At 70.0% G+C, this 25,618-nt stretch carries 25 protein-coding genes; 13 read left to right on the plus strand and 12 right to left on the minus strand.

Annotation, left to right across the window (positions count from 1 at the left end):
* The first annotated feature begins 51 nt into the window (after positions 1–51).
* From OHB49_RS23640 to OHB49_RS23660, 5 genes are all read left to right on the plus strand, one after another.
* On the plus strand, positions 52–1,509 hold the full coding sequence (locus OHB49_RS23640) for an aldehyde dehydrogenase family protein (protein ID WP_329162795.1): 1,458 nt from the start codon (positions 52–54) through the stop codon (positions 1,507–1,509).
* A 103-nt stretch (positions 1,510–1,612) separates the two neighbouring features.
* On the plus strand, positions 1,613–2,164 hold the full coding sequence (locus tag OHB49_RS23645; RefSeq protein ID WP_329162797.1) for a DinB family protein: 552 nt from the start codon (positions 1,613–1,615) through the stop codon (positions 2,162–2,164).
* A 17-nt stretch (positions 2,165–2,181) separates the two neighbouring features.
* Positions 2,182–2,823 carry a PadR family transcriptional regulator gene (locus tag OHB49_RS23650; RefSeq protein ID WP_329162799.1) on the plus strand — a complete coding sequence of 214 codons (642 nt, stop codon included), beginning with the start codon at positions 2,182–2,184 and terminating at the stop codon, positions 2,821–2,823.
* Between the two features lie 90 nt (positions 2,824–2,913).
* Positions 2,914–3,861 (plus strand): ATP-binding cassette domain-containing protein, encoded by a 948-nt coding sequence (locus tag OHB49_RS23655; protein ID WP_329162801.1) that lies wholly within the window; start codon positions 2,914–2,916, stop codon positions 3,859–3,861.
* Positions 3,858–4,688 carry an ABC transporter permease gene (locus OHB49_RS23660; protein WP_329162803.1) on the plus strand — a complete coding sequence of 277 codons (831 nt, stop codon included), beginning with the start codon at positions 3,858–3,860 and terminating at the stop codon, positions 4,686–4,688. Before OHB49_RS23655 ends, OHB49_RS23660 begins: the two co-directional genes overlap by 4 nt.
* A gap of 50 nt (positions 4,689–4,738) precedes the next feature.
* Here OHB49_RS23660 and OHB49_RS23665 read toward each other — a convergent pair whose 3' ends face one another.
* The 3 genes from OHB49_RS23665 to OHB49_RS23675 all read right to left on the minus strand — a co-directional run bounded on the left by OHB49_RS23665 (position 4,739) and on the right by OHB49_RS23675 (position 8,208).
* A complete protein-coding gene (locus OHB49_RS23665) occupies positions 4,739–6,163 on the minus strand; it encodes a glutamate decarboxylase (RefSeq protein ID WP_329162805.1) in 1,425 nt (474 codons plus the stop codon).
* Positions 6,164–6,203: 40 nt separating this feature from the next.
* Positions 6,204–6,827 (minus strand): NAD(P)H:quinone oxidoreductase, encoded by a 624-nt coding sequence (wrbA, locus tag OHB49_RS23670; RefSeq protein WP_329162807.1) that lies wholly within the window; start codon positions 6,825–6,827, stop codon positions 6,204–6,206.
* 103 nt (positions 6,828–6,930) lie between these two features.
* The gene (locus tag OHB49_RS23675; RefSeq protein WP_329162809.1) at positions 6,931–8,208 is read right to left on the minus strand and encodes an ion channel protein; all 1,278 of its coding nucleotides are present in this window, start codon (positions 8,206–8,208) and stop codon (positions 6,931–6,933) included.
* Positions 8,209–8,357: 149 nt separating this feature from the next.
* Between OHB49_RS23675 and OHB49_RS23680 the strand changes: the two genes are divergently transcribed.
* Positions 8,358–9,116, plus strand: coding sequence for a MerR family transcriptional regulator (locus tag OHB49_RS23680; protein ID WP_329162811.1), 759 nt, complete (start codon positions 8,358–8,360; stop codon positions 9,114–9,116).
* Between the two features lie 44 nt (positions 9,117–9,160).
* Here the strand turns inward: OHB49_RS23680 and OHB49_RS23685 are convergent, their stop codons facing one another.
* Entirely contained in the window at positions 9,161–9,523 is a 363-nt protein-coding gene (locus OHB49_RS23685) for a YbjQ family protein (RefSeq protein ID WP_030972297.1), read from the minus strand.
* Positions 9,524–9,669: 146 nt separating this feature from the next.
* On the opposite strand from OHB49_RS23685, the gene OHB49_RS23690 reads away from it, so the two are divergent.
* Complete coding sequence (locus OHB49_RS23690) at positions 9,670–10,383, plus strand: DedA family protein (protein ID WP_030972299.1); 714 nt, start codon at positions 9,670–9,672, stop codon at positions 10,381–10,383.
* 24 nt (positions 10,384–10,407) lie between these two features.
* Here the strand turns inward: OHB49_RS23690 and OHB49_RS23695 are convergent, their stop codons facing one another.
* Together OHB49_RS23695 and OHB49_RS23700 are read right to left on the minus strand one after the other, a co-directional pair.
* Complete coding sequence (locus OHB49_RS23695) at positions 10,408–12,123, minus strand: threonine/serine ThrE exporter family protein (RefSeq protein ID WP_329162815.1); 1,716 nt, start codon at positions 12,121–12,123, stop codon at positions 10,408–10,410.
* Positions 12,124–12,348: 225 nt separating this feature from the next.
* Positions 12,349–12,843, minus strand: coding sequence for an inorganic diphosphatase (locus tag OHB49_RS23700; protein ID WP_003968257.1), 495 nt, complete (start codon positions 12,841–12,843; stop codon positions 12,349–12,351).
* Between the two features lie 86 nt (positions 12,844–12,929).
* On the opposite strand from OHB49_RS23700, the gene dacB reads away from it, so the two are divergent.
* The 6 genes from dacB (at position 12,930) to folE (ending at position 20,579) form a co-directional block, all read left to right on the plus strand.
* Positions 12,930–14,435: a D-alanyl-D-alanine carboxypeptidase/D-alanyl-D-alanine endopeptidase gene (gene dacB / locus OHB49_RS23705; protein WP_443079554.1), complete on the plus strand. Its 1,506-nt coding sequence runs from the start codon at positions 12,930–12,932 to the stop codon at positions 14,433–14,435.
* 49 nt (positions 14,436–14,484) lie between these two features.
* Positions 14,485–15,618: a zinc-dependent metalloprotease gene (locus tag OHB49_RS23710; protein WP_030972305.1), complete on the plus strand. Its 1,134-nt coding sequence runs from the start codon at positions 14,485–14,487 to the stop codon at positions 15,616–15,618.
* A gap of 199 nt (positions 15,619–15,817) precedes the next feature.
* Positions 15,818–16,936: a tRNA lysidine(34) synthetase TilS gene (gene tilS, locus OHB49_RS23715; RefSeq protein ID WP_030972306.1), complete on the plus strand. Its 1,119-nt coding sequence runs from the start codon at positions 15,818–15,820 to the stop codon at positions 16,934–16,936.
* A gap of 99 nt (positions 16,937–17,035) precedes the next feature.
* Positions 17,036–17,575: a hypoxanthine phosphoribosyltransferase gene (gene hpt / locus OHB49_RS23720; RefSeq protein ID WP_030972308.1), complete on the plus strand. Its 540-nt coding sequence runs from the start codon at positions 17,036–17,038 to the stop codon at positions 17,573–17,575.
* Between the two features lie 228 nt (positions 17,576–17,803).
* The gene (gene ftsH / locus OHB49_RS23725) at positions 17,804–19,831 is read left to right on the plus strand and encodes an ATP-dependent zinc metalloprotease FtsH (RefSeq protein WP_329162821.1); all 2,028 of its coding nucleotides are present in this window, start codon (positions 17,804–17,806) and stop codon (positions 19,829–19,831) included.
* A 142-nt stretch (positions 19,832–19,973) separates the two neighbouring features.
* A complete protein-coding gene (gene folE, locus OHB49_RS23730) occupies positions 19,974–20,579 on the plus strand; it encodes a GTP cyclohydrolase I FolE (protein ID WP_030972312.1) in 606 nt (201 codons plus the stop codon).
* 61 nt (positions 20,580–20,640) lie between these two features.
* Here folE and OHB49_RS23735 read toward each other — a convergent pair whose 3' ends face one another.
* From OHB49_RS23735 to OHB49_RS23760, 6 genes are all read right to left on the minus strand, one after another.
* A complete protein-coding gene (locus OHB49_RS23735) occupies positions 20,641–21,123 on the minus strand; it encodes a DUF3180 domain-containing protein (protein WP_313937936.1) in 483 nt (160 codons plus the stop codon).
* 96 nt (positions 21,124–21,219) lie between these two features.
* Positions 21,220–21,831 carry a 2-amino-4-hydroxy-6-hydroxymethyldihydropteridine diphosphokinase gene (gene folK, locus OHB49_RS23740; protein ID WP_030972316.1) on the minus strand — a complete coding sequence of 204 codons (612 nt, stop codon included), beginning with the start codon at positions 21,829–21,831 and terminating at the stop codon, positions 21,220–21,222.
* On the minus strand, positions 21,828–22,187 hold the full coding sequence (gene folB / locus OHB49_RS23745; protein ID WP_030972318.1) for a dihydroneopterin aldolase: 360 nt from the start codon (positions 22,185–22,187) through the stop codon (positions 21,828–21,830). The genes folK and folB overlap by 4 nt, the downstream gene beginning before the upstream one ends.
* A gap of 192 nt (positions 22,188–22,379) precedes the next feature.
* Positions 22,380–22,862, minus strand: a complete 483-nt coding sequence (locus OHB49_RS23750) for a nuclear transport factor 2 family protein (RefSeq protein ID WP_030972320.1) — start codon at positions 22,860–22,862, stop codon at positions 22,380–22,382.
* Positions 22,859–23,719 carry a dihydropteroate synthase gene (folP, locus tag OHB49_RS23755; protein ID WP_078852723.1) on the minus strand — a complete coding sequence of 287 codons (861 nt, stop codon included), beginning with the start codon at positions 23,717–23,719 and terminating at the stop codon, positions 22,859–22,861. The genes OHB49_RS23750 and folP overlap by 4 nt, the downstream gene beginning before the upstream one ends.
* Positions 23,720–23,749: 30 nt before the next feature.
* On the minus strand, positions 23,750–25,591 hold the full coding sequence (locus OHB49_RS23760; RefSeq protein WP_329162827.1) for a phosphatidylglycerol lysyltransferase domain-containing protein: 1,842 nt from the start codon (positions 25,589–25,591) through the stop codon (positions 23,750–23,752).
* Positions 25,592–25,618: the final 27 nt, after the last annotated feature.

Consider the following 25,618-nt stretch of genomic DNA (forward strand, 5'->3'; position numbering starts at 1 on the left):
ATCAGTACGATGACGTCTCAACAGGAGTCTGCACCTGCAGTAAGGGATCGCATGTCCTTCTTCAATGAGCTGGCCAACCAGTACATCGACGGTGAGTGGCGGACCGGTTCCGGCTCCTGGGACATCATCGATTTCAATCCGTACAACGGCGAAAAGCTCGCCGCGATCACCGTCGCCACCGCACAGGAGGTCGACGAGGCCTATCGCGCCGCCGAGCGCGCCCAGCGGATCTGGGCCGACACCAATCCGTACGAACGCCGCCTCGTCCTCGAACGCGCCCTGCGCATCACCGATGAACTCACCGAGGACATCATCGGCGCGATCGTCGACGAGCTGGGCGGCACCCGGCTCAAGGCGGAGTACGAGATCCGCTGCGCCAAGGACTTCCTGCGCGAGGCGATCCAGCAGGCGCTGCGCCCCGAGGGCCGGATCCTGCCGTCTCCGGTGGCCGGCAAGGAGAACCGCGTCTACCGCCTGCCGGTCGGCGTCATAGGGGTGATCAGCCCCTTCAACTTCCCCTTCCTGGTGGCGATGAAGTCGGTCGCCCCGGCCCTGGCGCTGGGCAACGCGGTCGTCATCAAGCCCAACCAGAACGCTCCGGTGGTCGGCGGCGGACTGATCGCCAAGATCTTCGAGGAGGCCGGGCTGCCCGCCGGGCTGCTCAACGTCCTGGTCACCGACATCGCCGAGATCGGCGACGCGCTCATAGCGCACCCCGTACCCAAGGTGATCTCCTTCGCCGGCTCGGACCGGGTCGGCCGTCATGTCGGCGCGACCGCCGGCGGACTCTTCAAGCGTGCCGTCCTCGAACTCAGCGGCAACAGCGCTCTGGTGGTGCTGGACGACGCGGACATCGACTACGCGGTCGACGCGGCGGTCTTCAGCCGCTTCGTCTACCAGGGGCAGGTCTGCATGGCCGCCAACCGCATCCTGGTGGACCGCTCGGTCGCGCCGGAGTTCACCGAGAAGTTCATCGCCAAGGTGGCCGCGCTCAGGACCGGCGACCCGCGGGACCCGGCCACCCAGATCGGCCCCGTCATCAACACCTTCCAGGCCGACGCGCTGACCGCCCTGGTCGACCAGGCGATCGCGGAAGGCGCCACGGCGCTCGTGCGGGGCCGTACCCACGGCAACCTCGTCGAGCCCACCGTCCTCGCCGGGCTGCCGGACGACTCCCCGCTGCTGGCCCAGGAGATCTTCGGCCCGGTGGCGCTGCTGATGACGTTCGACGGCGAGGAGGACGCCGTACGGATCGCCAACGACTCCCCGTACGGGCTGAGCGGCGCCGTGCACACGGCCGACGCCGAACGCGGGGTGCGGTTCGCGAAGCGCATCGTCACCGGGATGTTCCACGTGAACGACTCCACCATCCAGGACGACCCGCTGGTGGCCTTCGGTGGCGAGAAGTTCTCCGGAACCGGGCGGCTGAACGGCGATGCCACCGTGGAGGCGTTCACCACCCAGAAGTGGATCTCGATCCAGCACGGCCGGACCGAATTCTCGCTCTGATGCCCGCCTGTTGAGGACCGAAGCTGTCCGCAAGGGTCCGTAGCTTGGTCGGTGTCAGGAAGGCACCGGGCGCAAGCCCGAACGGTTCCGGAAGGCGGACACCATGGTCACTCACGTTCCCGCAGAGGCCCGCGGCGACGAGCGCGGCGCGCTCCTCTCCTTCGTCGAGGCACAGCGCGGCGCGATCCGGCGCTCGCTGATCGGGCTGACCGAGGAGCAGGCGGCGAGCCGGCCCAGCGCCAGTGGACTCTCCCTCTCCGGGCTGCTCAAGCATGTCGCCGAGACCGAGCTGAACTGGTTGTGTCTCGCCCAGCAGCGCCCCAATGAGAAGGCCCGCACCGAGGAGACGTGGGCGGACAGCTTCCGGCTGGTCGGGGACGAGACCGTCCCGCAGATGCTGGAGTTCTGGGCGAAGGTGGCGGCGGAGACCGAGGAGTTCATCCACTCGGTGGAGAGCATGAACGACACGTTCCCGCTGCCCGAGGCGCCCTGGTTCCCGGCGGACGAGAAGTGCTCGATGCGCTGGCTGCTGGTCCATCTCGTCGAGGAGATCGCCCGGCACGCCGGGCATGCCGACATCATCCGGGAGTCCCTGGACGGCCGTACCGCGTTCGAGCTGGTCGCGCAGGAGGCGGGCTACCCTAGTCAAAGTTGAATAGGAAGGGTGAGTGGATGTCCGCGATCCGGCTGCTGGTCCTCGGAGCCGTGCGGCAGCACGGCCGGGCGCACGGCTATCAGGTCCGCAACGACCTGGAGTACTGGGGCGCCCACGAGTGGTCCAACGCCAAGCCGGGCTCGATCTATCACGCCCTGAAGCAGATGGCGAAGCAAGGGCTGCTGGTCGCCCATGAGACCGCTCCGAGCATTGCGGGCGGCCCGCCCCGCACCGAGTACGAGATCACCGAGCGGGGCACGGAGGAGTACCTCGCGCTGCTGCGTGCGGCGCTGACCGCGTACGACCAGAAGATGGACGTGCTGTCGGCAGGCATCGGCTTCATCGTCGACCTGGAGCGGTCGGAGGCGGTCACGCTGCTGAAGGAGCGGGTGGCGGGGCTGGCGGCCTGGCGGGCCTCGGTCACCGAGTACTACACGCCGGAGGACGGGCCCGAGTCGCTGGGCCACATCGGCGAGATCATGAACATGTGGGTCCACTCGGCGGACGCCGGGGCCGAGTGGACGCGAGGGCTGATCGCGCGGATCGAGGGAGGCGCGTACACCTTCTCGGGGGAGGGCGATCCGTTCGTCGGCGTACTCACCGAGGGCGAGGAGAACCCGTACGCGACCGGTGTCCAGGATCCCGGGGACAACGACTAATCAAGTTTGACGAATGAGAGAGCTGCAGTTATCTTCTCCGTCTAGTCAAGTTTGACTAGGTGCGTGACGACGGCGAGAGGGTGTGGCGATTTGACCGACGCGATCGTTCTCGAAGATGTGCACAAGAGGTACGGGGGCAAGCGCGCCCTGGACGGCCTCGATCTCAGCGTCGGCCGGGGCACGGTGCATGCCGTGCTCGGCCCCAACGGCGCCGGCAAGACCACGGCCGTACGCATCCTGTCGACGCTGCTGCGGCACGACGGGGGCCGGGCCGAGGTGGCGGGGTTCGACGTACGGAGCCGGGCCGGCGAGGTCCGGCGACGGATCGGGCTGCTCGGGCAGAACGCGGCGGTCGACGAGGAGCTCGGCGGCCGGCAGAACCTGGAGATGTTCGGCCGGCTGCACCACCTGGGCGCACGCCGTGCGGGCGTACGGGCCGACGAGCTGCTGGCCCGCTTCGGGCTCGCGGACACCGGCCGCAAGGCGGTCAGGGAGTACAGCGGCGGTATGCGACGGCGGCTCGATCTGGCCGCCTCACTGATCACCGACCCCGAGGTGCTCTTCCTGGACGAGCCGACGACCGGACTCGACCCGCGCGGGCGGGCCGAGGTGTGGGCGGCGGTGCGTTCACTGGTCGGCGGCGGCACGACCGTACTGCTGACCACGCAGTATCTGGAGGAGGCCGATCAGCTTGCGGACCGGATCTCGGTGATCGACGCCGGGCGGGTGGCCGCGGCGGGCACGGCCGATGAGCTGAAGGCGCTGGTGGGCGGGGACCGGATCGATGTCGTCGTCCGCGACGCGGCACAACTGGGCGCCGCGGCGGGGCTGCTGACCGGCGGAGTGGTCGTGGATGCGGACCGGCGGCTGATCGGGGCGCCCGCGGGGGACCGGATGGCGACGCTGACCCGGACCGTACGGGCCCTGGAGGAGGCAGGCATCGAGGCGGAGGACATCGCGGTGCGCCGCCCGACCCTGGACGAGGTGTTCCTGTCCCTCACCGACAGGAAGGCGGACGACGCGGAGGTGGCGGCATGAGTGTCGTCGGTACCGGAACGGCTGGTACGAGCGCGGTGGGCGCGACGACGATCGGCTGGGCCGTGGCCGATTCATGGACGATGACCCGGCGCGAACTCGCGCACTGGGCCCGGCAGCCGGTGCAGATCGTCGTCGGCCTGGTCTTCCCCGTGATGCTGCTGCTGATGTTCAACTACCTGGTCGGCGGCGGGCAGGGCATCGACGGCGACAACACCGAGTTCCTGGTGCCAGGCATGCTCGCGCTGACCATGGCGTTCGGTCTGGAGTCGACCATGCTCGCGGTCACCCAGGACCTCACCAAGGGAGTCATCGACCGGTTCCGTTCCATGCCGATGGTGTCCGGTTCGGTGCTGGTCGGCCGGAGCGTGGCGGACATGCTCCAGTCGGTGGCCGCGCTCGCCGTGATGATCGGGGTCGGGTACGCGGTCGGCTGGCGCCGGCACGACGGGGTGGCCGCGGCGCTGGGGGCGGTCGGGCTGCTTCTGCTGCTGCGGTTCGCGATGCTGTGGATCGGCATCCAGCTGGCGATGGTGGCCGGGAAGCCGGAGATGGTGCAGGCGGTGCAGATCCTGGTCTGGCCGGTCGGCTTTCTCTCCAACGTCTTCGCCACACCGGAGTCGATGCCGGGCTGGCTGGGTGCGGTCGTCGAATGGAACCCGATGTCGGCGACGGCCACGGCGGTGCGCGACCTGTTCGGCAACCCGGGCGGGGCGGGGGGATCCTGGGCGGCGGAGCATGCCGGACTGCTCGCGGTGGTCTGGCCGGTGGCCCTGATCGCCGTCTTCTTTCCGCTTGCGGTGCGGCGGTTCGCCCGGCTGAGCCACTGACCCGAATCCGATCCCGACCCGGCCGCCCCCGCCGCCGGCTTGCTCCCCGGTCAGTGATGGAAGGCCGTCGCGGCCTTTCGGTCATGACTCAACGGGTGCCGCTGGCTGCGCAGTTCGGGCAGCAGCAGGCGGAGGTCCTCCAGGAGCAGTTCCGCGAGGTCCGAGGAGAAGCCGTTGCGGCACACCACCCGGAGCACCGACAGATCCTGCCGGTTGGCGGGGAAGGTGTACGCGGGCACCAGCCAGCCGTGCTCGCGCAGCCGCCGCGACACGTCGAAGACGTCGTACGCCTGCACCTCGGGGGCGGTCGTCAGGGCGAAGACGGGCAACTCCTCACCCCTGGTGAGGAGGTGGAAGTCGCCCAGCTCCTCGATCTGGGTGGCGAGCCCGCTCGCCACATCGCGGGACGCCTGCTGAACGGCGCGGTAGCCGTCCCGGCCCAGCCGCAGGAAGGTGTAGTACTGCGCCACCACCTGCGCACCGGGCCGGGAGAAGTTCAGTGCGAAGGTCGGCATGTCGCCGCCCAGGTAGTTGACCCGGAAGACGAGCTCCTCGGGGAGATCCGAGGGCGAGCGCCACAGGATCCAGCCGACGCCCGGGTAGACCAGTCCGTATTTGTGCCCGGAGGTGTTGATGGACGACACCCGGGGAAGCCGGAAGTCCCACACCAGGTCCTCGTCCAGGAACGGTGCCACCATCCCTCCGGACGCGCCGTCGACATGGACGGGGATGTTGAGGCCGGTGTGCTCCTGGAGATTGTCCAGGGCTGCGCAGAGGTCGGCGATGGGCTCGTACGAGCCGTCGAAGGTGGAGCCGAGGATCCCGACCACGCCGATGGTGTTCTCGTCGCAGAGCTCTGCGGCGGCCTGCGGGTCGAGATGGAATCGGCCGCCCTCCATCGGGACCTGCCGGGCCTCGACCTCCCAGAAATTGCAGAACTTCTCCCAGCAGACCTGCACATTGATGCCCATGACCAGATTGGGCTTGGCGGTCGCCGGGTAGCGGTCGGCGTTCCTGGTCGCCCAGCGGCGTTTGAGCGCCAGGCCGGCGAGCATGCAGGCCTCGCTGGAGCCGGTGGTCGAACAGCCCACCGTCGTCGCGGGGTCGGGGGCGTTCCACAGGTCGGCGAGCATCGCCACACAGCGGCGTTCCAGCTCGGCGGTACGCGGGTACTCGTCCTTGTCGATCATGTTCTTGTCCCGGCACTCGCCCATCAGCACCCCGGCCTCGGGCTCCATCCAGGTGGTGACGAAGGTGGCGAGATTGAGCCGGGAGTTTCCGTCGAGCATCAGCTCGTCATGGACCAGGCCGTACGCGGTCGAGGGCGGCAGCGGTCCGTCGGGCAGCCGGTGCCGCGGCGGCGCGGACGTCATCCCGACCGTCGGATCCGCCTCCCCGAAGAACGGGTTCAAGGCGCGCCTGCGCCGCTCTTTGGACGGTTCCTTGTCGCGATTCGAACCTTTGTGGAGAGGCATCGGCGGACAGCCCTTCTCAGGTGACGGTGGCCTGCTCGGGTCAGCTCCCGGCCGCGAGGCCGGACTTGATGGCGCGGGTGAACTTCACGACCCGCTCGGCCTGCACCCGGGCCGCGGTCAGGGTCTGCTCACCGACCGGGATGTCGCCCTGCCCGGCGACGTGCGAGGTGCCGTAGGGATTGCCGTCGACGAACTTCGTCGGGTCCGTGTAACCGGGGGCGACGAGGATGCCGCCGAAGTGATGGATCGAGTTGTAGAGCGCCAGCAGCGTGGTCTCCTGACCGCCGTGCGGGGTGCTGGTGGAGGTGAAGCCGCTGTAGACCTTGTCCGCGAGATGACCCGCCTGCCAGAGGGCGCCCAGCCGGTCCAGGAACTCCTTGAGCTGGGCGGCGACATTGCCGAACCGGGTCGGCGACCCGAAGATCACGGCATCCGCCCAGACCACGTCGTCCTTCGAGGCCTCGGCGATGCCCGCGGTCGCCTTCGCGTTGGCGGCCCAGGCCGGGTTGGAGTCGATGGCCGCCTGCGACGCGAGCTCGACCGTCTTGCGCAGCCGTACTTCCGCGCCTGCCTTCCCGGCGTACTCCGCGATGGCCTCCGCGATGGTCGCGACGGTGCCGGTGGCGGAGTAGTAGATGACGGCGACGTTGACAGGCGTGGGCATGGCGGGAACCTCCGACGGGCAGACCTGGACATGGTCATACGGATGGGACGATACGGACAACTACCGCAACCGGCGCGTCGGACAGGCGTGGTGCGGGTCCGGTTCACCTCAGTGGTGTGCCGTCCCCGTGGAGCTGCATCTGCGGCCGCCCGGTCACCAGGAGCCAGCCCGGCAGCGAGGCGACGCACAGCAGCGGCAGTACGGCCGCGTCGCCGGCCAGCGCCGCCGCCGTGAACAGGCTCAACCAGCCCTGCCGGGTGACCGCCAGCAGAACCCCCAGCACCGCGCACGCCACCGCCGGCGCCGGCGGCACCGCGTCGACCGTGGCATGGGCGCACATCCCGAGCGCGACGCCGATGAACACCGCAGGGAAGATCCGGCCGCCCCGGAAGCCACAGGTCGCGGCGGTCACCAGGGCGACCGCCTTCACCACCGCCATGACGGCGAACTGCCCGGCCGACCACCCGTTCGGATCGGCGCTGAGCGCCTTCACCTCGTCCAGCCCCTTGAAGAGCGTGAGATGCCCGCCGAGCGCGCCGAGCAGGCCGAGCACCAGGCCGCCGCAGGTCAGCATCAGGACCGGATGACGCAGGGCGTGGAACGCGCGGTGCACGTACGGGAACGCGTACACCGCCGCGAGTCCGAGCAGCGCCGCGGCCGACGTGATCACGACCGAGGAGAGCAGATCGCCCCAGTCCGGGCCGGAGTACGGCGGCAGCGACAGGTCGAAGCTGGGGTGGGCCAGCAGCGTCATGGTGAGCGCCCCCGCGGCACCCGCCGCGAGCGGGCCGAAGAGCCGGTCCCAGAGCGCGCCCGGCGCGCCCCCGCCGGCCGCGAGCGACTCGGAGAGGATCAGGGCCGCTGCGACCGGGGTGCCGAAGAGCGCGCCGATGGTGCCGGCCGAGGCGAGTGCGATCCACAGGGCGGCCGGAGTCCGTGGGGCGATCCGGCGGCCCAGCCAGAAGGTGAGCGCGATATTGGCGGCGGTGATCGGGTTCTCGGGCCCGAGGCTGACCCCGCCGGCCAGCGCCAGGACCGTCACGACCAGCAGCCCGGGGATGACGTCCGGCGGCATGGGCGGATCGACCAGCCCGGTGGTGGCCGGGTCGGGTCCCGCGTGACCGTGCACGGTACGGATGACCAGGCCGATCGCGAGGCCGGTGGCAGTGAGCATCACGATCATCCACAGCGAGGAGTACCTGCCGATGGAGAGCGCCTGGGGAAGCGTCTCCCAGAGCACGTCCTGGAGCTGCTCCGCGAGGAGACTGATTCTGAGCAGGATGAGCGCCGAGGCCACGCCCACGACCAGGGCGGGCGCGAGGAGGAGCAGCAGTCTGTGTGCGGGGGCGGACTCGGCGAGCGCGGGGGAGTCGGAGACCATCGGCTCACCTTAGCGACGCAAAAGCCGCATAATGCGCCAATCGGATCCAAGCGTGAGGGCAATTCGGGCTTGCACCTCACGTCACGTCAGGGCTCAGGCTCGGACACGTACCGACGTACAGAGCGAAGAGAAGAAGGGGGGCGGGAACCGTGGATCACTCCGTGGGACAGGTAGCCGGTTTCGCCGGAGTCACGGTGCGCACACTGCACCACTACGACGGCATCGGACTGCTCTCGCCCAGCGGGCGCAGCCACGCGGGCCACCGGCGCTACGACGACGGTGACCTCGACCGGCTGCAACAGATCCTGTTCTACCGGGAGCTCGGCTTCCCGCTCGAAGAGATCGCGGTGCTGCTCGACGACCCGGACGCGGATCCGCAGGACCACCTGCGCCGCCAGCACGCTCTGCTGTCCGGCCGGATCGCCGAGCTCCAGAAGATGGCCGCCGCCGTCGAAACAGCCATGGAGGCACGGAAGATGGGCATCAATCTCACGCCCGAGGAGAAGTTCGAGGTCTTCGGGGCCAAGGACCCGGAGGAGCACGCGGAGGAGGCCGAGCGCCGCTGGGGCGGAACGGCCACGTACGCGGAGTCGCAGCGCCGGGTGGCCCGCTACACCAAGGACGACTGGAAGCGGATGCAGGCCGAGGTCGCCGCATGGGGCGAGGCCTACAGCGCCGTGATGGAGGCGGGCGAGCCGGCCGGGTCTGAGGCCGCGATGGAGCGGGCCGAGGCGCACCGGCTCCACATCTCCACATGGTTCTACGAATGCACCTACGAGATCCACCGCGGGCTCGGCGAGATGTACGTGTGCGACCCGCAGTTCCGCGCGTACTACGAATCGATGCGGCCCGGCCTGGCCGAGCACCTTCGGGACGCGATCGACGCCAACGCGCAGCGCCGGGCGTAACTCCTCGTACGGGGGCCGAAGGCGCCTCGGCCCCCGTCGGGCGGTCAGGTCTTGCTGATCACGGCCGCCGTGCCGTACGCACAGACCTCCGTGCCCACATCGGCCGCCTCCGTCACATCGAACCGCATCATCAGCACCGCATTGGCGCCGCGGGCCATGGCCTGCTCGACGAGCCGCTCCATGGCCTGGTTACGGGTGGCGACGAGGGTCTTGGTCAATCCCTTCAGCTCGCCGCCGATCATCGACTTCAGTCCGGCGCCGATCTGGCTGCCGAGGTGACGGGAGCGCACCGTCAGGCCGAACACCTCGCCGATCACCTGGGTCACCTGGTAGCCGGGGACGTCATTGGTGGTGACGATCAGAACCTCGGACTGCGTCTGACCGCCGCCGTAATCTTCAATGCCCATCGTGTGGCACCTCCTGGGGACAGCTTTGTCCCGGTTCACCCCCTGTGCATCCTCGCGTGGGCCACTGGAACCCGGAGGCGCCTTGTGGCGTTGATAGCTTTGGGCGGCCACGCAGCCACCATCGACCGATCCTGGAGCCCGGACCCTTGAATACGCTTGCGCTCGGACCGAGCTGGCTGGACCCGGACCATCTCATCGGGCAGTTCGGGCTGCTCGGTGTGCTGGTCATCGTCTTCGCCGAGTCCGGGCTGCTGATCGGTTTCTTCCTGCCCGGTGACTCGCTGCTGTTCACCACGGGCCTGCTGGTGACGACGGACAAACTGCACACCCCGCTGTGGCTGGTCTGCGTCCTCGTGGCGCTGGCGGCGATCATCGGCGACCAGGTGGGCTATCTCTTCGGCCGCAAGGTCGGCCCGTCACTCTTCAAGCGGCCGGACTCCCGCCTCTTCAAGCAGGAGAACGTCGAGAAGGCCCACGAATTCTTCGAGAAGTACGGTCCGAAGTCGCTGATCCTGGCCCGCTTCGTGCCCGTCGTGCGTACGTTCACGCCGATCATCGCCGGTGTGAGCCGGATGAACTACCGCTCGTTCATCACGTTCAACATCATCGGCGGCGTGCTCTGGGGTGCCGGCGTCACACTGCTCGGTGCCGGACTCGGCCAGATCGAGTTCGTCCGCAAGAACATCGAGGCGATGCTCGTCCTGATCGTGCTGATCTCGGTGGTGCCGATCGCGATCGAGTTCCTGCGCGCCCGCAGCAAGGCGAAGAAGGAAGCGGCCACGCAGGGCGAGGGCCGGGACCCGATCGCCGGAGGCGGCAACCCGGCCCCGGGCCAGCGCGGCCGCCACGCCAAGCGCTGACCCGCCTCCGTACCGGCAGAGGCGTCAGAAGCCGCGCGTCCGCTTGGCCGCGCGGCGGTTCGCCCCGCCGACCGCTCCCGGCACCCGCATGAACAGCCGGGAGATCTCGCTCCCCAGATTCACCCCGATCGCGATGGCCAGTGCCGTCGCCACCGCGGTCGACAGCGAGGCGAGCCCCCGGTCCAGCTCGTTCTGCGCGACGCCAAGCAGACCGAAGTACGTGGCCGAACCAGGCAGCAATGGACCGATCGCCGCCGTGATGAACGGCAACGACGAGGTGTACCGGTACCGCGAGAACAGCTGCCCGAAGAGTCCCACCAGACCCGCCGCCACCGCCGTCGCCGCCACCGGCGAGATACCGGCGGTCCGGGCCATCGCCCCGTAGATCACCCAGGCCACACCGCCGTTGAGGGTCACCGCGAGCACCGTGGACCGTTCCTGCTGGAGCAGGATCGCGAAGGCGAAGCAGAGCGCCATCGACGCCAGGATCTGCACCACCGGCCGGTCGTGGGCCACGAACCGCGCCTCCGGATTGAGCTGGGCGCCCAGCTGCACCCCCAGATAAAGGATCAGCAGCACACCGGTGACGATGGCGATGAAGAAGTACATGACTTCGAGGAGCCGGGCCGCCGCGGTGATGTAGTAGCCGGTCAGACCGTCCTGGACGCCCGCCACCAGAGCCCGCCCGGGCAGCAGCGCGAACAGCCCACCGGTGATGACGGCGGACGGCCGGATGCCCGTCGAGTGGGTCAGGGTCAGTGCGACCCCTATCGCGGCCGGAGGCATCGCCGCCACCACGAACTGGTAGAACTCCGGCATCCCGCGCCCCGCGAACAGCCAGGCGAGCCGGTCGCCGAGCATCGCGCCGGCCGCCGCCACCACGAAGACCAGCGCGTTGCCGCCGACCAGCACCGACGCCGCACCGGCCAGCCCGCCGCCGGCCAGCGTCAGCACCCAGCCGGGGTACGGATGCCGGTTGCGCCGGATCTCGGCGAGCCGCCGGTACGCCTCCTCCAGGGAGACCTCGACGTCCTCGGTGGTGATGTCGTCGACGAGCCGGAAGACGGCCGCCAGCCGGGTGTAGTCGGTGCCGCGGCGGCGTACGGTGCGGCTCGCCGTCACCGGATCGTCGACCAGTGACGGCTGGTGCGAGATCGACAGCAGGGTGAAGGTGACCGTCGGCTCGCAGCGGTCGAGACCGTAACTGCGGGTCACCGCGAACATCGCGGCCTCGACGTCCTCCGCGCCCTCGCCGCCCGCGAGCAGCAACTCCCCGATACGCAACGTCAGGTCGAGCACGCGTGGTACCGCCGGCCCCGCTTCGTCCGGCCTCTGCGCCGGCTCCGGCGCCGGCCGCTCGGCGACGGGCATCCGCAGCATCGTGCGCATCCGGTCCTGCCAGGGGGCCTCCTTGGTCAGCTGGACCATCGGAATGCCGTGCGCCGGGGTAAAGGCGGGTGGCGCCTGCTTGGCGCCGTGGGTGCGCGGCGGGGCGAACGCGGAACCGATCGTGTCCGAGCCGCTGCCCGAACCCGAACCCGAACCCGATCCGGAGCCGGAAGCGGAACCGGCACCGGGGGGCTCGGGTGTCAGACCGGTCGGAATGGCGAACTCCGAGGTGGGATGGTCGTCCTCCGACGGACTCGGGGACTTCCCCACCCCCTCCGGCGGGACGAAGGCGCTGCGCGCCTCGTCGGACTGGGGCTTCTGGTCCTCGGGACCGCCCTGTTCCGCCACCACTCGACCTCGCTCCTTCTTGGCTGCGCGTCTTCGGTTGCGCTTGTGCCCAGTATGGCCACGGACATGGGCGCAGACGCGAAACGGGCGGCACACCTGTGAAAGGTGTGCCGCCCGTTCCTTACGCGGAACCGTGATCGGACCTTGCGCGGGACCCTACGGACCGTGCGCAGTACCGCATACGGAATCGGCGTCGAGCCGGTCCGACGGCTGCGGGGACCGCAGGCGTCAGTGCGCGCCGCCCTGCGCCTCGAGGCGCTTGTAGGAGGCCTCGATCTCGGCCTCCGCCTCGGCGCGGCCGACCCAGTCGGCGCCCTCGACGGACTTGCCGGGCTCCAGGTCCTTGTAGACCTCGAAGAAGTGCTGGATCTCCAGGCGGTCGAACTCCGACACGTGGTGGATGTCGCGCAGGTGCTCCACCCGGGGGTCGGAGGCCGGGACGCACAGCAGCTTGTCGTCGCCGCCGGCCTCGTCCGTCATGCGGAACATGCCGATGGCGCGGCACTTGATGAGGCAGCCGGGGAAGGTCGGCTCGTCCAGGATGACCAGCGCGTCCAGCGGGTCACCGTCCTCGCCGAGGGTGTTCTCGACGAAGCCGTAGTCCGCCGGGTAGCTGGTCGAGGTGAAGAGTCGACGGTCCAGGCGGATCCGACCGGTCTCGTGGTCCACCTCGTACTTGTTCCGCGAACCCTTCGGGATCTCGATGGTGACGTCGAACTCCACGGGTGGCTCCTCCATGATCAACACATACGACTGGTGATTAAGTGTCCCCCACGGAGATGTGTGCTCGCGAAAGGGGCTGGTCAACGGTGGCCGAGCCGGTGAAAAGACCGTCGATCAATCCGTTGAAAGCGTTCCGCGGGCCGACCGGAGCGGCCCGCCCGAACAGGTTGCACGGACTGAGTAACTGGCAGTTCACGGCAGGCTCCGCCGTCCTCGGCCTGGCGCTCGCAGCCGGCGCCGTCCTCGCCGCCGGCCCCTGGGACTCGGGTCAGCGTAAGGCCGAGCAGGAGTGGGCGGCCGCCAGGAGCCGTACAGGTGGTGCACATCACGAGGCCACCGCACCGTCCGGACCGGCCCCGGCCCCCAGTGCCCCGGCGGTCCTCACGGGTCTGAACACCGGGGTCGACAAGTCCGCCCCGGACGCCCCGGACACCCCGGACGGAGCAACGGCCGACCTCCGGGACACCCTCACCCCGTTGCTGAACGCCTCCGCGCTCGGCACGGTCCGTACCGCCGTCGTCATCGACACCGGCACCGGCAAGCGGCTGTACGGGAAGGGCGCCGACACAGCCATGACGCCCGCCTCCACCGTCAAGATCGCCACCACCGTCGCCGCGCTCTCCGCCCTCGGCCCCGGACACCGCATCGCCACGACGGTCCAGGCGTCACCGGACTCCCGCAGCCTCACCCTCGTGGGCGGCGGAGACCCCACGCTCGACAAGGCCGCGCTGCGCGAGCTGGCCGCCGACACCGTGCACGCGCTGCGCGACCGCGGCATCGACACCGTCCGGCTCGCGTACGACACGTCCCGGTACTCCGGACCCGCGCTGCACCCGATCGGCCCCAACGAGAACATCGCCCCGGTCAGCGCCCTGATGGTGGACGAGGGGCGGCTGGACGGTACGGACAGCGGGCCCGCCCCGCGCAGTGGCGACCCGGCCGGTGACGCCGCCCGCGCCTTCGCCGGACTGCTGAACGACGCGGACATCGGCACCGGCTCCGGCCCGGTGTCCGGCCGCCCGGCCGCAAAATCCCGGCCCGTCGCCGAGCACCTCTCCGCCCCGCTGTCCGCCCTCGTCGAACGTGCCCTGACCAACAGCGACAACGACATCGCCGAGGCGCTGGCCCGGCAGACCGCCCTGGCCGCAGGTGAACCCGCCGACTTCGACGGCGCCCGACGGGCCGTCACCGCGCAGCTGAAGAAGCTGCATCTGCCGCTGAACGGCGCAAAGTTCGCCGACGGCAGCGGACTGAACCGGCAGGACAAGGTCACCGCCGGGCTGCTCGCCGGGCTGCTGGCCCGCGCCGCCGACCCGGACCACCCCGAACTGCGCCCCGTCCTCACCGGCCTCCCGGTGGCAGGCTTCAGCGGCACCCTCAGCAAGCGGTACACCGAGACATCACGCGGCACCGGCCTGATCCGCGCCAAGACCGGCACCCTCACCGGGGTGAACACCCTCGCCGGGACCGTCGTCGACGGGCAGGGGCGACTGCTCGCCTTCGCCTTCCTGGCATCCGGTACGACCTCGCCGTCCGAGGCCCAGTCCTCGCTCGACGCCCTTGCCGCGAGCCTCGCCGCCCGCACCCGGTGAGCCGGTCAAGAGCTCACCGCGGAGCGACCCGAGCACGTACGGTTGACGCATGACGAGCATCGGTGGTGCCGAGATGGTCGACTGGAATCTGGCGGTTGCGACCGCGACCCGGCTTGTACGGCCGGGCCCCGACATCAGCCGCGAGGAGGCCCGCGAAGTCGTCGCGGAGCTCCGCCGGCATGCCAAGTCCGCGGAGGAACACGTCCGCTCCTTCACGCGGATGATCCCCGAGGGGACCGAACCGGAGGACACCCCGGTCCTGGTCGTCGACCGGGCGGGCTGGATCAGGGCGAACGTCGCGGGCTTCCGCGAACTGCTCCGCCCCCTCCTGGAGAAGATGCAGGACCGGCGCGGCAACAGCCCGGGCGGCGCCGTGCTCGGCGCGGTCGGCGGCAAGGTCACCGGTGTCGAACTGGGCATGCTGCTGTCGTTCCTGGCCTCCCGGGTGCTCGGTCAGTACGAGACCTTCGCCCCGGCCGGCCGCGACCTCCCGGCCTCGGCCAACGGCGGTGGCAGGCTGCTGCTCGTCGCCCCGAACATCGTCCACGTCGAGCGTGAACTGGAGGTCGACCCGCACGACTTCCGGCTCTGGGTCGCACTCCACGAGGAGACCCACCGCACCCAGTTCACCGGTGTGCCGTGGCTCCGCGACCACCTGCAGGGTGAGATCCAGTCATTCCTCGACGAGACCGACGTCGACCCGATGACCGTGCTGGAGCGGCTCCGCGAGGCCGCCCAGTCGCTCGCCGGCGGCCGGCCCGAGGGCGAGGACGGCGAGGACGGCGGCCGCAGCCTCGTGGAGATCGTCCAGACTCCTGCACAGCGCGAGATCCTCGGCCGGCTCACCGCCGTGATGTCCCTGCTCGAAGGGCACGCCGACTATGTGATGGACGGCGTCGGCCCCGAGGTCGTGTCCTCCGTCGGCGAGATCCGGGAGAAGTTCCAGCAGCGCCGGGCGCGCGGCGCCTCGCGGCTCGACCAGGCGCTCCGCAAGCTCCTCGGCCTCGACGCCAAACTGCGCCAGTACCGGGACGGCGAACGGTTCGTACGCGCCGTGGTCGACGAGGTCGGCATGGACGGCTTCAACCGGGTCTGGACGTCCCCGAACACCCTTCCCACCAAGGCCGAGATCGCCGCTCCGGCCGACTGGATCGCGAGGGTGCACCGTAAGGCAGAGTCGTGATCATGAGGCGGCCGACGGGGGAAGACGACGGAAGTACGCGCCGGTAATCACCCATCCGAGGGACCGTAGGGGCATGGAAAGGCGTGCAATGCTCGATGGACGGCCCGGCTCTGTCACCATCGACGCACTCTGAGTGACGGCACTCGTCCGTGCCGACGCTCCGAAGCACCCCCCAAAAACTTCACGAAGGGCACCGGACATGGGTCCCCATCCTGCGGTCGCGGCGATACGCCTGGCGGTCCGCCGCGTACTCCACGACGTACTCAACGAATTCGCCGAACGCACCGATCACAACGAACACATCGCACATACCGAGCGCGCCTCGCGCCCCGAGTTCGCCGAAGCCGGCACGGGCAGGTGCGGCGCCGCCCTTCCCGACCGTCCCGCGCTCCCCGAACGGCCCGACACCCCGCTGGTGCTGGTCGCCTGTTCCGGTGGCGCCGACTCCATGGCGCTCGCCTCCGCCCTCGCCTTCGAGGCCCGCAAGCTGGCCGTCCGGGCCGGCGGCATCACCGTCGACCACAACCTCCAGGACGGGTCCGACGTCCGCGCCGCCGAGGTCGTCGCCCGGCTCAGGGACATGCACCTCGACCCGGTCGAGGCCGTCGCCGTGCACGTCGGCAGCGAGGGCGGTCCCGAGGCCGCCGCCCGTGACGCCCGCTACGCCGCCCTGGACGCGGCGGCCGAGCGGCACGGCGCCGCCGCGGTGCTGCTCGGCCACACCCGCGACGACCAGGCGGAGACGGTCCTGCTCGGCCTCGCCCGCGGCTCCGGTATCCGCTCGCTCTCCGGCATGGCCGCCGCATCGGGCCCGGCCGGCCGCTACCGCCGCCCCTTCCTCCAGCTCGACCGGCAGACCGCCCGCAAGGCCTGCCTCGTCCAGTCCCTGCCCGTCTGGGACGACCCGCACAACATCGACCCCGCCTACACCCGCTCCCGGCTGCGTCACGAGGGCCTGCCCGCCCTGGAGAAGGCCCTCGGCAAAGGCGTCGTCGGGGCCCTGGCCCGTACCGCGCAGCTCTCCCGCGACGACGCCGACGCCCTGGACACCTGGGCCGCCGAGGCCGACTCCGCCGTACGCGACGACGCCGGGCAGCTGGAGTGCGCCAAGCTGTACGCGCTGCCGCCCGCCGTCCGCCGTCGGGTGCTGCGCCGTGCGGCCGTGGAGGCGGGTGCTCCGGCCGGCTCGCTGTTCGCCCGGCACATCGAAGAAGTCGACCGGTTGATCACCGGCTGGCGCGGCCAGCAGGCCATCAACCTCCCCGGCCGAGTCGAAGCCCGGCGCCAGGGTGGCAGACTGGTGATTCGGCAGAGCTGACGCACAAGCGGCTGACATGCAGGCGAGCGGCCGCGCAGGTTCGGGACACCACCCCGGACCGGGCAGGCAGAGAAAGAGACGCGGGTGAACGAGAAGGACATGGGCACCGACCTTCAGGCGGTGCTCCTCACCAAGGAAGAGATCGACGCGAAGCTCGTCGAGCTGGCCGCGAAGATCGACGCGGAGTACGCGGGCAAGGACCTGCTCATCGTCGGCGTCCTCAAGGGCGCGGTGATGGTGATGGCCGATCTGGCGCGCGCACTGTCCACCCCCGTCACCATGGACTGGATGGCTGTCTCGTCGTACGGCGCGGGCACCCAGTCGTCCGGTGTCGTCCGGATCCTCAAGGACCTGGACACCGACATCAAGGGCAAGCACGTCCTGATCGTCGAGGACATCATCGACTCGGGCCTGACGCTGTCCTGGCTGATGTCGAACCTGGGCTCGCGTGAGCCCGCCAGCCTGGAGATCTGCACCCTGCTGCGCAAGCCGGACGCCGCGAAGGTCGCGCTCGACTGCAAGTGGGTCGGCTTCGACATCCCCAACGAGTTCGTCGTCGGTTACGGCCTGGACTACGCGGAGAAGTACCGCAACCTGCCCTTCGTCGGGACGCTCGCCCCGCACGTCTACGGCGGCTGACCGGCCGCTACCCCTCCCTCGCGGGTCCGCATCCGACGCGGGCCGGCTGCCGGGGAACCCTTGACCGCCGCGCGGCGTTGAAGCCTTCGAAGGCACGTTTGACAGACGTCCCCGGCGGTCACGGGTGACAATGCTGGGGTACCGTCCGAAGAACAGTCTTTTCTCACAGCAGCATTCAGCAGCATTTACCTACGGGCAGGAGGGACGGGGCGACTTCGCTCCGTATGGATGGACGTGAAGCGATACTTCCGTGGGCCGGTCATGTGGATCGTGCTGGCCGTCCTCGCCGTGGTCGTGTTGATGCAGGTCGTCGGCTCGTCTGGCGGCTACAAGACGGTGGACACCGGCAAGGTGATCCAGGCGATCAGCAAGGACCAGGTGGAGCAGGCCAAGCTGACCACCGGTGACGAACAGATCCTCAAGATTGAGCTGAAGGACGGCCAGAAACTCTCGGGCGAGTCCGGCAGCAAGTTCCAGGCGAGCTACATCGGTGACCAGGGTGTCCAGCTTGCCGACACGCTGCAGAAGAAGTTCGAGAGCGGTGACATCGAGAAGGGTTACACCGTCTCGCCGTCGAAGCAGTCGCCGTTCATCTCGATCCTTCTCTCGCTGCTGCCCTTCGTCCTGATCGTGGTCGTCTTCCTGTTCCTGATGAATCAGATGCAGGGTGGCGGCTCCAAGGTCATGCAGTTCGGCAAGTCCAAGGCCAAGCTGATCACCAAGGACACCCCGAAGACGACGTTCGCCGATGTGGCGGGGTCCGACGAGGCGGTCGAGGAACTCCACGAGATCAAGGAGTTCCTCCAGGAGCCGGCGAAGTTCCAGGCCGTCGGGGCCAAGATCCCCAAGGGCGTCCTGCTGTACGGGCCTCCCGGTACGGGCAAGACGCTGCTCGCACGCGCCGTCGCGGGCGAGGCGGGCGTCCCGTTCTACTCGATCTCCGGTTCCGACTTCGTCGAGATGTTCGTCGGTGTCGGCGCCTCCCGGGTCCGTGACCTGTTCGAGCAGGCCAAGGCGAACGCCCCGGCGATCGTCTTCGTCGACGAGATCGACGCCGTCGGGCGGCACCGCGGTGCGGGTCTCGGCGGTGGTCACGACGAGCGCGAGCAGACCCTGAACCAGCTGCTCGTCGAGATGGACGGATTCGACGTGAAGGGCGGCGTGATCCTGATCGCCGCCACGAACCGGCCGGACATCCTCGACCCGGCGCTGCTGCGTCCGGGCCGCTTCGACCGGCAGATCGCGGTCGACCGGCCGGACATGCAGGGCCGTCTCGAGATCCTCAAGGTGCACCAGAAGGGCAAGCCGGTCGCCCCGGACGTCGATCTCGGCGCCGTGGCCCGTCGTACGCCCGGCTTCACCGGTGCCGACCTGTCGAACGTGCTGAACGAAGCTGCGCTCCTCACGGCGCGCAGCAACCTGAAGCTGATCGACAACGAGATGCTGGACGAGGCGATCGACCGCGTCGTGGCCGGCCCGCAGAAGCGGACCCGGATCATGTCCGACAAGGAGAAGAAGATCACCGCGTACCACGAGGGCGGACACGCCCTGGTCGCGGCGGCTTCGCCGAACTCGGACCCGGTGCACAAGATCACGATCCTCTCCCGCGGCCGCGCCCTCGGTTACACGATGGTGCTGCCCGAGGAGGACAAGTACTCCACGACGCGCAACGAGATGCTCGACCAGCTCGCCTACATGCTGGGCGGGCGCGCGGCCGAGGAGCTGGTCTTCCACGACCCGACCACCGGCGCTGCGAACGACATCGAGAAGGCCAGTGCCACGGCCCGCGCGATGGTCACGCAGTACGGCATGACGGAGCGGCTCGGCGCGATCAAGTTCGGCGGCGACAACACCGAGCCCTTCCTGGGCCGGGAGATGGGCCACCAGCGCGACTACTCGGAAGAGGTCGCGGCGCTCGTCGACGAAGAGGTCAAGAAGCTCATCGAGACCGCGCACAACGAGGCCTGGGAGATCCTCGTCGAGAACCGCGACGTTCTCGACAACCTGGTCCTCCAGCTGCTGGAGAAGGAGACCCTCGGCAAGGAGCAGATCGCCGAGATCTTCGCCGGAATCGTGAAGCGTCCGGCCCGTCCGGCGTGGACCGGCTCCGCACGGCGTACGCCGTCGACGCGGCCTCCGGTGCTCTCGCCGAAGGAACTCGCTCTCACCAACGGTGTCACCACGGCCAACGGCTCGGCGCCGACGGACACCGCCCCGGCCGCCGAGGCGGTCCCGGAGGAGCGTCCGGAGAGCTAGTACGGACCCGGTGTGGCCCCCGTCACGGGGGTCCACCGACCCGGAATGGATGCCGTGCCCCCCAGGTTTTAGCCTGTGGGGCACGGCTTTTTGGTATGCCCGCGTGATGCGCGCAGGTGACAGCTGAAGGAACGAGGCACAGATGACCGACCCGGTGACGCTGGACGGCCAGGGTTCGATCGGTGAGTTCGACGAGAAGCGGGCCGAGGCCGCGGTGCGCGAGCTTCTCGTCGCTGTCGGGGAGGACCCGGACCGGGAGGGTCTGCGGGAGACGCCGGGACGGGTGGCCCGGGCGTACAAGGAGATATTCGCAGGCCTGCACCAGGCGCCCGAGGACGTCCTGACGACCACGTTCGACCTCGGCCACGACGAGATGGTGCTGGTGAAGGACATCGAGGTGTTCTCGACCTGTGAGCACCACCTGGTGCCGTTCCGGGGCGTCGCGCACGTCGGGTACATCCCGGCGACCACCGGAAAGATCACCGGCCTGTCGAAGCTGGCCCGGCTCGTCGACGTCTACGCCCGGCGCCCGCAGGTCCAGGAGCGGCTCACCACGCAGATCGCCGACTCGCTGATGAGGATTCTGGAGCCGCGCGGAGCCATCGTCGTGGTCGAGTGCGAGCACATGTGCATGTCGATGCGTGGGATCCGCAAGCCGGGCGCGAAGACGCTGACGTCGGCGGTACGCGGCCAGCTCCGTGACCCCGCGACGCGCGCGGAGGCGATGAGCCTGATCATGGCGCGCTGAGGGCGGTCGCGGTGCCGGTGCCGCCGTGGGTGGTGCCGGTGTCCCGGACGGGCACTGCGCGTCAGGCGGAAGCGGCGCTCTTGTCGTCGTCCTTGTCGTCCGGGAGCTTGCAGACACGTTCCAGGAACAGGGCGGCGGCAATCACCCCGATGCCGGCCAGCACCGCGAAGCCGGCGTAGATCGCCTGGTCGCGGCGGGCAGGCACATCGAGCGAGCCGAGCAGGAAGACCCCCACGCCGCCGTACAGGCCGGCGACCAGCGAGACGACCAGGGCGCTGGCCTGGCCGAACACCACGGCGCGGGCCGCCATCAGCGGCTCGACGCCCTTCGCGCCCGGGCGGCGCTCACGCTGGGCGCGCAGCCGGGAGCGGATGGAGAGCGCTGTCGCGAGCAGGATGACGGCGATCACCGCGAGCACGACGGGCGCGGCGAGAGGCACGCTCGGCAGCGTGTCGAGCGAGTCCCAGAGGCGGGCACCGCCCCAGGACAGCACGCCTGCCGCGACGAAGATTCCGGCCAGTACCCCGAGCCGTAGTTGCCTCACCGCGAGAGCCGCCCTTCGCCGCCGGTCGACCGACCGTCGGTCTCTGTGTCCATGCGTCTGTTCTGTGCCGTTGCCGGCCTGCCCTGAGCCTAACGACTACTCGGGCAGGCGGAGTTCCAGATCGGGCCGGGGACGTATGCCCTCGTGTCCGACACCGTTGAGCAGGTCGGCGACCGGGCCGCGGCCGGGCAGCTGGGCCTCGGGGTCGATGTCGTGCCACGGGGCGAGGACGAAGGCGCGCTCATGGGCCCGGGGGTGGGGGAGGGTGAGGACCGGGTCGTCGGAGACGACGTCCGCGTACGCCACGATGTCCACGTCGATGGTGCGCGCGCCCCAGCGCTCCTCACGGACGCGCTCGAAGGCCTCCTCGATGGCCTGGCCGCGCTCCAGGAGGGAGGACGGGGGAAGCGTCGTCTTCACGACGATCACCGCGTTGAAGTACAGCGGCTGGGAGCCGGGGGCGACGCCCCAGGGCTCCGTCTCGTACACCGGGGAGACTGCCTTGACCCGGAGACCGGGGGTGTCCTCCAGCGCGTCGATGGCGCCCTGCAGGGTCTCCAGCCGGTTGCCGAGGTTGGAGCCGAGGGAGAGCACGGCGCGTTTGGGGTTCGAAAGGGTGATGTCCGCGGCGTCCACCTGCTCGACCACGGAGGCGGGGACCGGCTGTACGGTCGGGTCGCTCTGCCCCTCGGTAGAAAATGCAGTCATGCTCGGCTCCGGGTGATGGTGATGGTCACATCGTCGAAGGGAACGGTGATCGGCGCATCCGGCTTGTGCACGACGACCTCCACCTCCTCGACACCTTCGTGCCCCAGGCACTTCTGGGCGATGCGTTCCGCGAGTGTTTCGATCAGATCGACCGGGTCTCCCTGCACGATTTCGACGACTTCCTCCGCGACCACGCCGTAGTGCACGGTCTTCGTCAGGTCGTCGGCGGCTGCCGCGGGGCGGGTGTCGAGGCTGAGAACCAGGTCCACGATGAAGGTCTGGCCCTCTTCCCGCTCCCGGGGAAACACACCATGGTTCCCACGGGCCCTGAGGCCGCGCAGCGCGACACGATCCACGCGAATCACTCCTGCTGTCGTTGGTCGTAGAGGCACGGGGCCGTATGCGGGTGGCGAGGTGCCCTCATTCGAATCTACCTGCGAGCACCGACAGTGCTCGCCCGCGGGGCCATGGACAGGGCCGTGCTGGGCCGGTAGCCGCCTCCCCTACCCGCGGTCCCGGATTCCATTCCCCTCGGGAGGCATATCCGCTCAGGAGGGCGTGTCCTCGTCATCGTCGTCATCGGAGTCGGCCAGCACCGGCGACCCGTGGTGGGACCAGAGCTTCCAGCCGTCCCCGGTGCGGCGGAAGACATTGGTGGCGACGACGAGTTGGCCCACCAGCGGCCCGAGCTCGCCGCCGTCCTCCGCCGGGCCGCCGCTGAGGATGTTCTCGGTGCAGGTCACCAGGGCCGTGTCACCGGTCATCGAGACCCCGACATCGGTCAGGAAGAACTGGATGTACTCGGTGTTCGCCATGATCAGCGCATAGCTGCGCAGCACCTCGCCGCGGCCGCTGAGCACCGGCCAGCCGGGGTGGACGCAGGAGATGGTGAGGTCCTCGCCGGGCAGCCAGAGCCCGGAGAGCTCGTCGAGATCGCCGCGTTCCATCGCCTCGTAGAAGGCGGTGTTGGCCTGCTCGACCGCCGCGATGTCGGCGGCGACCTCCGCCTGGTCGTCGTGGCGCTCGCTCACGCGGCTCCCTCGACGGCGCGGGCGACCCGTACGGCGTCGGCGGTGGCCCGGACCTCGTGGACCCTGACCGCCCAGGCGCCCGCCTGGGCGGACAAGGCGGAGATCGCGGCGGTGGCCGCGTCGCGTTCGCGGGCGGGCGGCGGGGCGGCGCCCTCACGGGCCAGCACATGGCCGAGGAACCGCTTGCGGGAGGCGGCGACCAGCAGCGGACGGCCGAGAGCGCGCAGCTCGTCGAGGTGAGCGACGAGGGCGAGGTCGTGGGCGGCGTCCTTCGCGAAGCCGAGGCCCGGGTCGACCACGATCCGTTCGGGGGCGACACCGCCCGCGACGACGGCGTCCATCCGCATCCGCAGCTCCGCGACGACCTCGGCGACGACGTCCTCGTACACCGCGCGGCTGTTCATGGACTCGCTGAAGCCGCGCCAGTGCATGACGACGAACGGCGCGCCGGACGCGGCGACGACCGGGATCATGTCCGGGTCGGCGAGCCCGCCGCTCACATCGTTGACGAGGGCCGCACCGGCGGCGACGGCCTGTTCGGCGACGCGGGCCCGCATGGTGTCCACGGAGATCGTGACACCCTCCCGGGCCAGCTCCCGGACGACCGGGACCACGCGCCGCAGCTCCTCGGACTCGTCCACCCGGCTGGCGCCGGGGCGGGTCGACTCGCCGCCGACATCGACCAGGTCGGCACCCTCGGCGACCAGGTCGAGGCCGTGCTTGATCGCAGCCGTGGTGTCGAACCAGCGGCCCCCGTCGGAGAAGGAGTCCGGCGTCACATTGACGACACCCATGACCGCGCAGCGGTCCCACTCCGGCAGGCCTCGGACCGTGCCTCGTCCACGCAACGTACTCATGCGACCAGCGTAGGCCCGTACCGAGCAGTGTTATGCCGTGCGGGCACCGTGCTCCTGGCCGGCGACCGGTGCGTGGGCGCAGGGGAGGGGCCGGGCGGGCGTGAAGCGGCGGGCGAACGGACGGGGCAGGCCGACGTTGACGAAGCCCTCGGCCTGCATTGCCGCGAACGAGATCCGGGGCAGGTCGCGGCTGGTGCGGTAGACGACGAAGCGGGGCTCCCAGCGGGGCCGGAACTTGGCGTTGAACTTGTACAGCGACTCGATCTGGAACCAGCGCGACAGGAAGATCAGCAGGCCGCGCCAGCCCCGGAGCACCGGGCCCGCACCCAGTCGTTCGCCGCGGGCGAGCGCCGAGCGGAACATCGCGAAGTTCAGCGATATGCGCTCGATGCCGAGCCGGGGCGCGTCCTGGAGGGAGGCGACGATCAGCAGCTCGTTCATGCCGGGGTCGGCGGAGCGGTCCCGGCGCATGAGCTCCAGGGACATGCCGTCCGTACCCCACGGGACGAAGTGGATCACGGCCTTCAGGTCGCCGTACGGGGAGTCGGCGGTGTGCTCGTCGGCCTTGTGGGCGGTGGCGATGACGCAGTCGCCGTCGGCCGGGTCTCCGATCCGGCCGAGCGCCATGGAGAAGCCGCGCTCGGTGTCCGTGCCGCGCCAGTCGGCGGCGGCCCGCCGGATGCGGGCCAGCTCGGTCTCGCCGATGTCGCGGACGCGCCGGACGCGGGTCTCGTAGCCGGCCCGCTCAATGCGCTTCACCATCTGGCGTACGTTGCGCATCGCGCGCCCGGCGAGCGAGAAATCCGCGACTTCCACCACCGCCTCGTCGCCGAGCTCCAGCGCGTCGAGCCCGGTCTCACGGGTCCAGACCTCGCCGCCGGTCTCGCTGCAGCCCATCACCGCGGGTGTCCAGGAGTGCGCCTTGGCCTCGTCCATGAACCGCTCGATGGCGCCCGGCCAGGCCTCCACGTCCCCGATCGGGTCGCCGCTGGCCAGCATCACGCCGGACACGACGCGGTAGCAGACGGCGGCCTTGCCGCTGGGGGAGAAGACGACGCCCTTGTCGCGGCGGAGTGCGAAGTGGCCGAGCGAATCACGGCCGCCGTGCTTGTCGAGGAGGGCGCGCAGCCGGAGCTCGTCCTCCTCGGTGAGGCGGGCGGCCGGATGTTCGGGGCGGAACGCGAGGTAGATGGTGGTGACGGCGGTCAGCAGACCGAGTGCGCCGAGCGAGTACGCCACGGTCCAGGAGGTCACCCCCGCGTACTCGACGGGGCCCTCGAAGCCGACCATTCCGTACAGGACGTGCTGGAGCCGGTCGGCGATGGAGGGGTTCCCGACGACCCGGCCGGGGTGGACGGAGACGATGACCAGCCCCAGACCGAGCGAACCCGCCCCGAGGAGAACGAAGTTGGCCAGCGCCCTCCAACGGCTCCGCGGGTCGGGGAGCGCGGTGAACTCATTCCGGTGTCGGACCAGCAGGTAGCACAGCGCCAGTGAGACGACGGTGCCGATGATCGAGTGGCGGTAGGTGAACTGCGCTGCCGCACCGGCCGGGAGGAGGGCCACGGCGGCGCGCCAGGCCCGCCGCTTGCGCCGCTTGAGGCCGTGTGCGAGGAGCAGCAGCAGTACTCCCGCGCTCAGCGACAGTGCGGCGGCGAAGGGTCCGAGGGCCCCGGGGAGCACTTCGGCGAGCGTGTGCATCCGGCTGTGCCTGAAGCGCGGGAACACGCCTGCGGCGACGTCGATCAGGCCGACGAACGTGCAGGCGGTGCCGACGAGCGCCGGAACGGCCTCCGGGCGCGGTCCGCGTAGGAGCTTGCGAACAGCACGCGGAACCGAACCTGATTTATCCCCATCTAGCGTGACAGACATCGCTTCCCGTGGCTCCGCGAGAGATTC

The organism is Streptomyces sp. NBC_01717, from assembly GCF_036248255.1.
Classification (GTDB): Bacteria; Actinomycetota; Actinomycetes; order Streptomycetales; family Streptomycetaceae; genus Streptomyces.

Excerpts from the sequence above, each read along its gene's own strand:
- OHB49_RS23640 (WP_329162795.1), top strand. The coding sequence starts at position 52 with ATGTCCTTCTTCAATGAGCTGGCCAACCAGTACATCGACGGTGAGTGG.
- OHB49_RS23645 (WP_329162797.1), top strand. The coding sequence starts at position 1,613 with ATGGTCACTCACGTTCCCGCAGAGGCCCGCGGCGACGAGCGCGGCGCG.
- OHB49_RS23650 (WP_329162799.1), top strand. The coding sequence starts at position 2,182 with ATGTCCGCGATCCGGCTGCTGGTCCTCGGAGCCGTGCGGCAGCACGGC.
- OHB49_RS23660 (WP_329162803.1), top strand. The coding sequence starts at position 3,858 with ATGAGTGTCGTCGGTACCGGAACGGCTGGTACGAGCGCGGTGGGCGCG.
- OHB49_RS23665 (WP_329162805.1), bottom strand. The coding sequence starts at position 6,163 with ATGCCTCTCCACAAAGGTTCGAATCGCGACAAGGAACCGTCCAAAGAG.
- wrbA (WP_329162807.1), bottom strand. The coding sequence starts at position 6,827 with ATGCCCACGCCTGTCAACGTCGCCGTCATCTACTACTCCGCCACCGGC.
- OHB49_RS23675 (WP_329162809.1), bottom strand. The coding sequence starts at position 8,208 with ATGGTCTCCGACTCCCCCGCGCTCGCCGAGTCCGCCCCCGCACACAGA.
- OHB49_RS23685 (WP_030972297.1), bottom strand. The coding sequence starts at position 9,523 with ATGGGCATTGAAGATTACGGCGGCGGTCAGACGCAGTCCGAGGTTCTG.
- OHB49_RS23710 (WP_030972305.1), top strand. The coding sequence starts at position 14,485 with ATGACGAGCATCGGTGGTGCCGAGATGGTCGACTGGAATCTGGCGGTT.
- tilS (WP_030972306.1), top strand. The coding sequence starts at position 15,818 with ATGGGTCCCCATCCTGCGGTCGCGGCGATACGCCTGGCGGTCCGCCGC.
- hpt (WP_030972308.1), top strand. The coding sequence starts at position 17,036 with ATGGGCACCGACCTTCAGGCGGTGCTCCTCACCAAGGAAGAGATCGAC.
- ftsH (WP_329162821.1), top strand. The coding sequence starts at position 17,804 with ATGGACGTGAAGCGATACTTCCGTGGGCCGGTCATGTGGATCGTGCTG.
- folE (WP_030972312.1), top strand. The coding sequence starts at position 19,974 with ATGACCGACCCGGTGACGCTGGACGGCCAGGGTTCGATCGGTGAGTTC.
- folK (WP_030972316.1), bottom strand. The coding sequence starts at position 21,831 with ATGACTGCATTTTCTACCGAGGGGCAGAGCGACCCGACCGTACAGCCG.
- folP (WP_078852723.1), bottom strand. The coding sequence starts at position 23,719 with ATGAGTACGTTGCGTGGACGAGGCACGGTCCGAGGCCTGCCGGAGTGG.
- OHB49_RS23760 (WP_329162827.1), bottom strand. The coding sequence starts at position 25,591 with ATGTCTGTCACGCTAGATGGGGATAAATCAGGTTCGGTTCCGCGTGCT.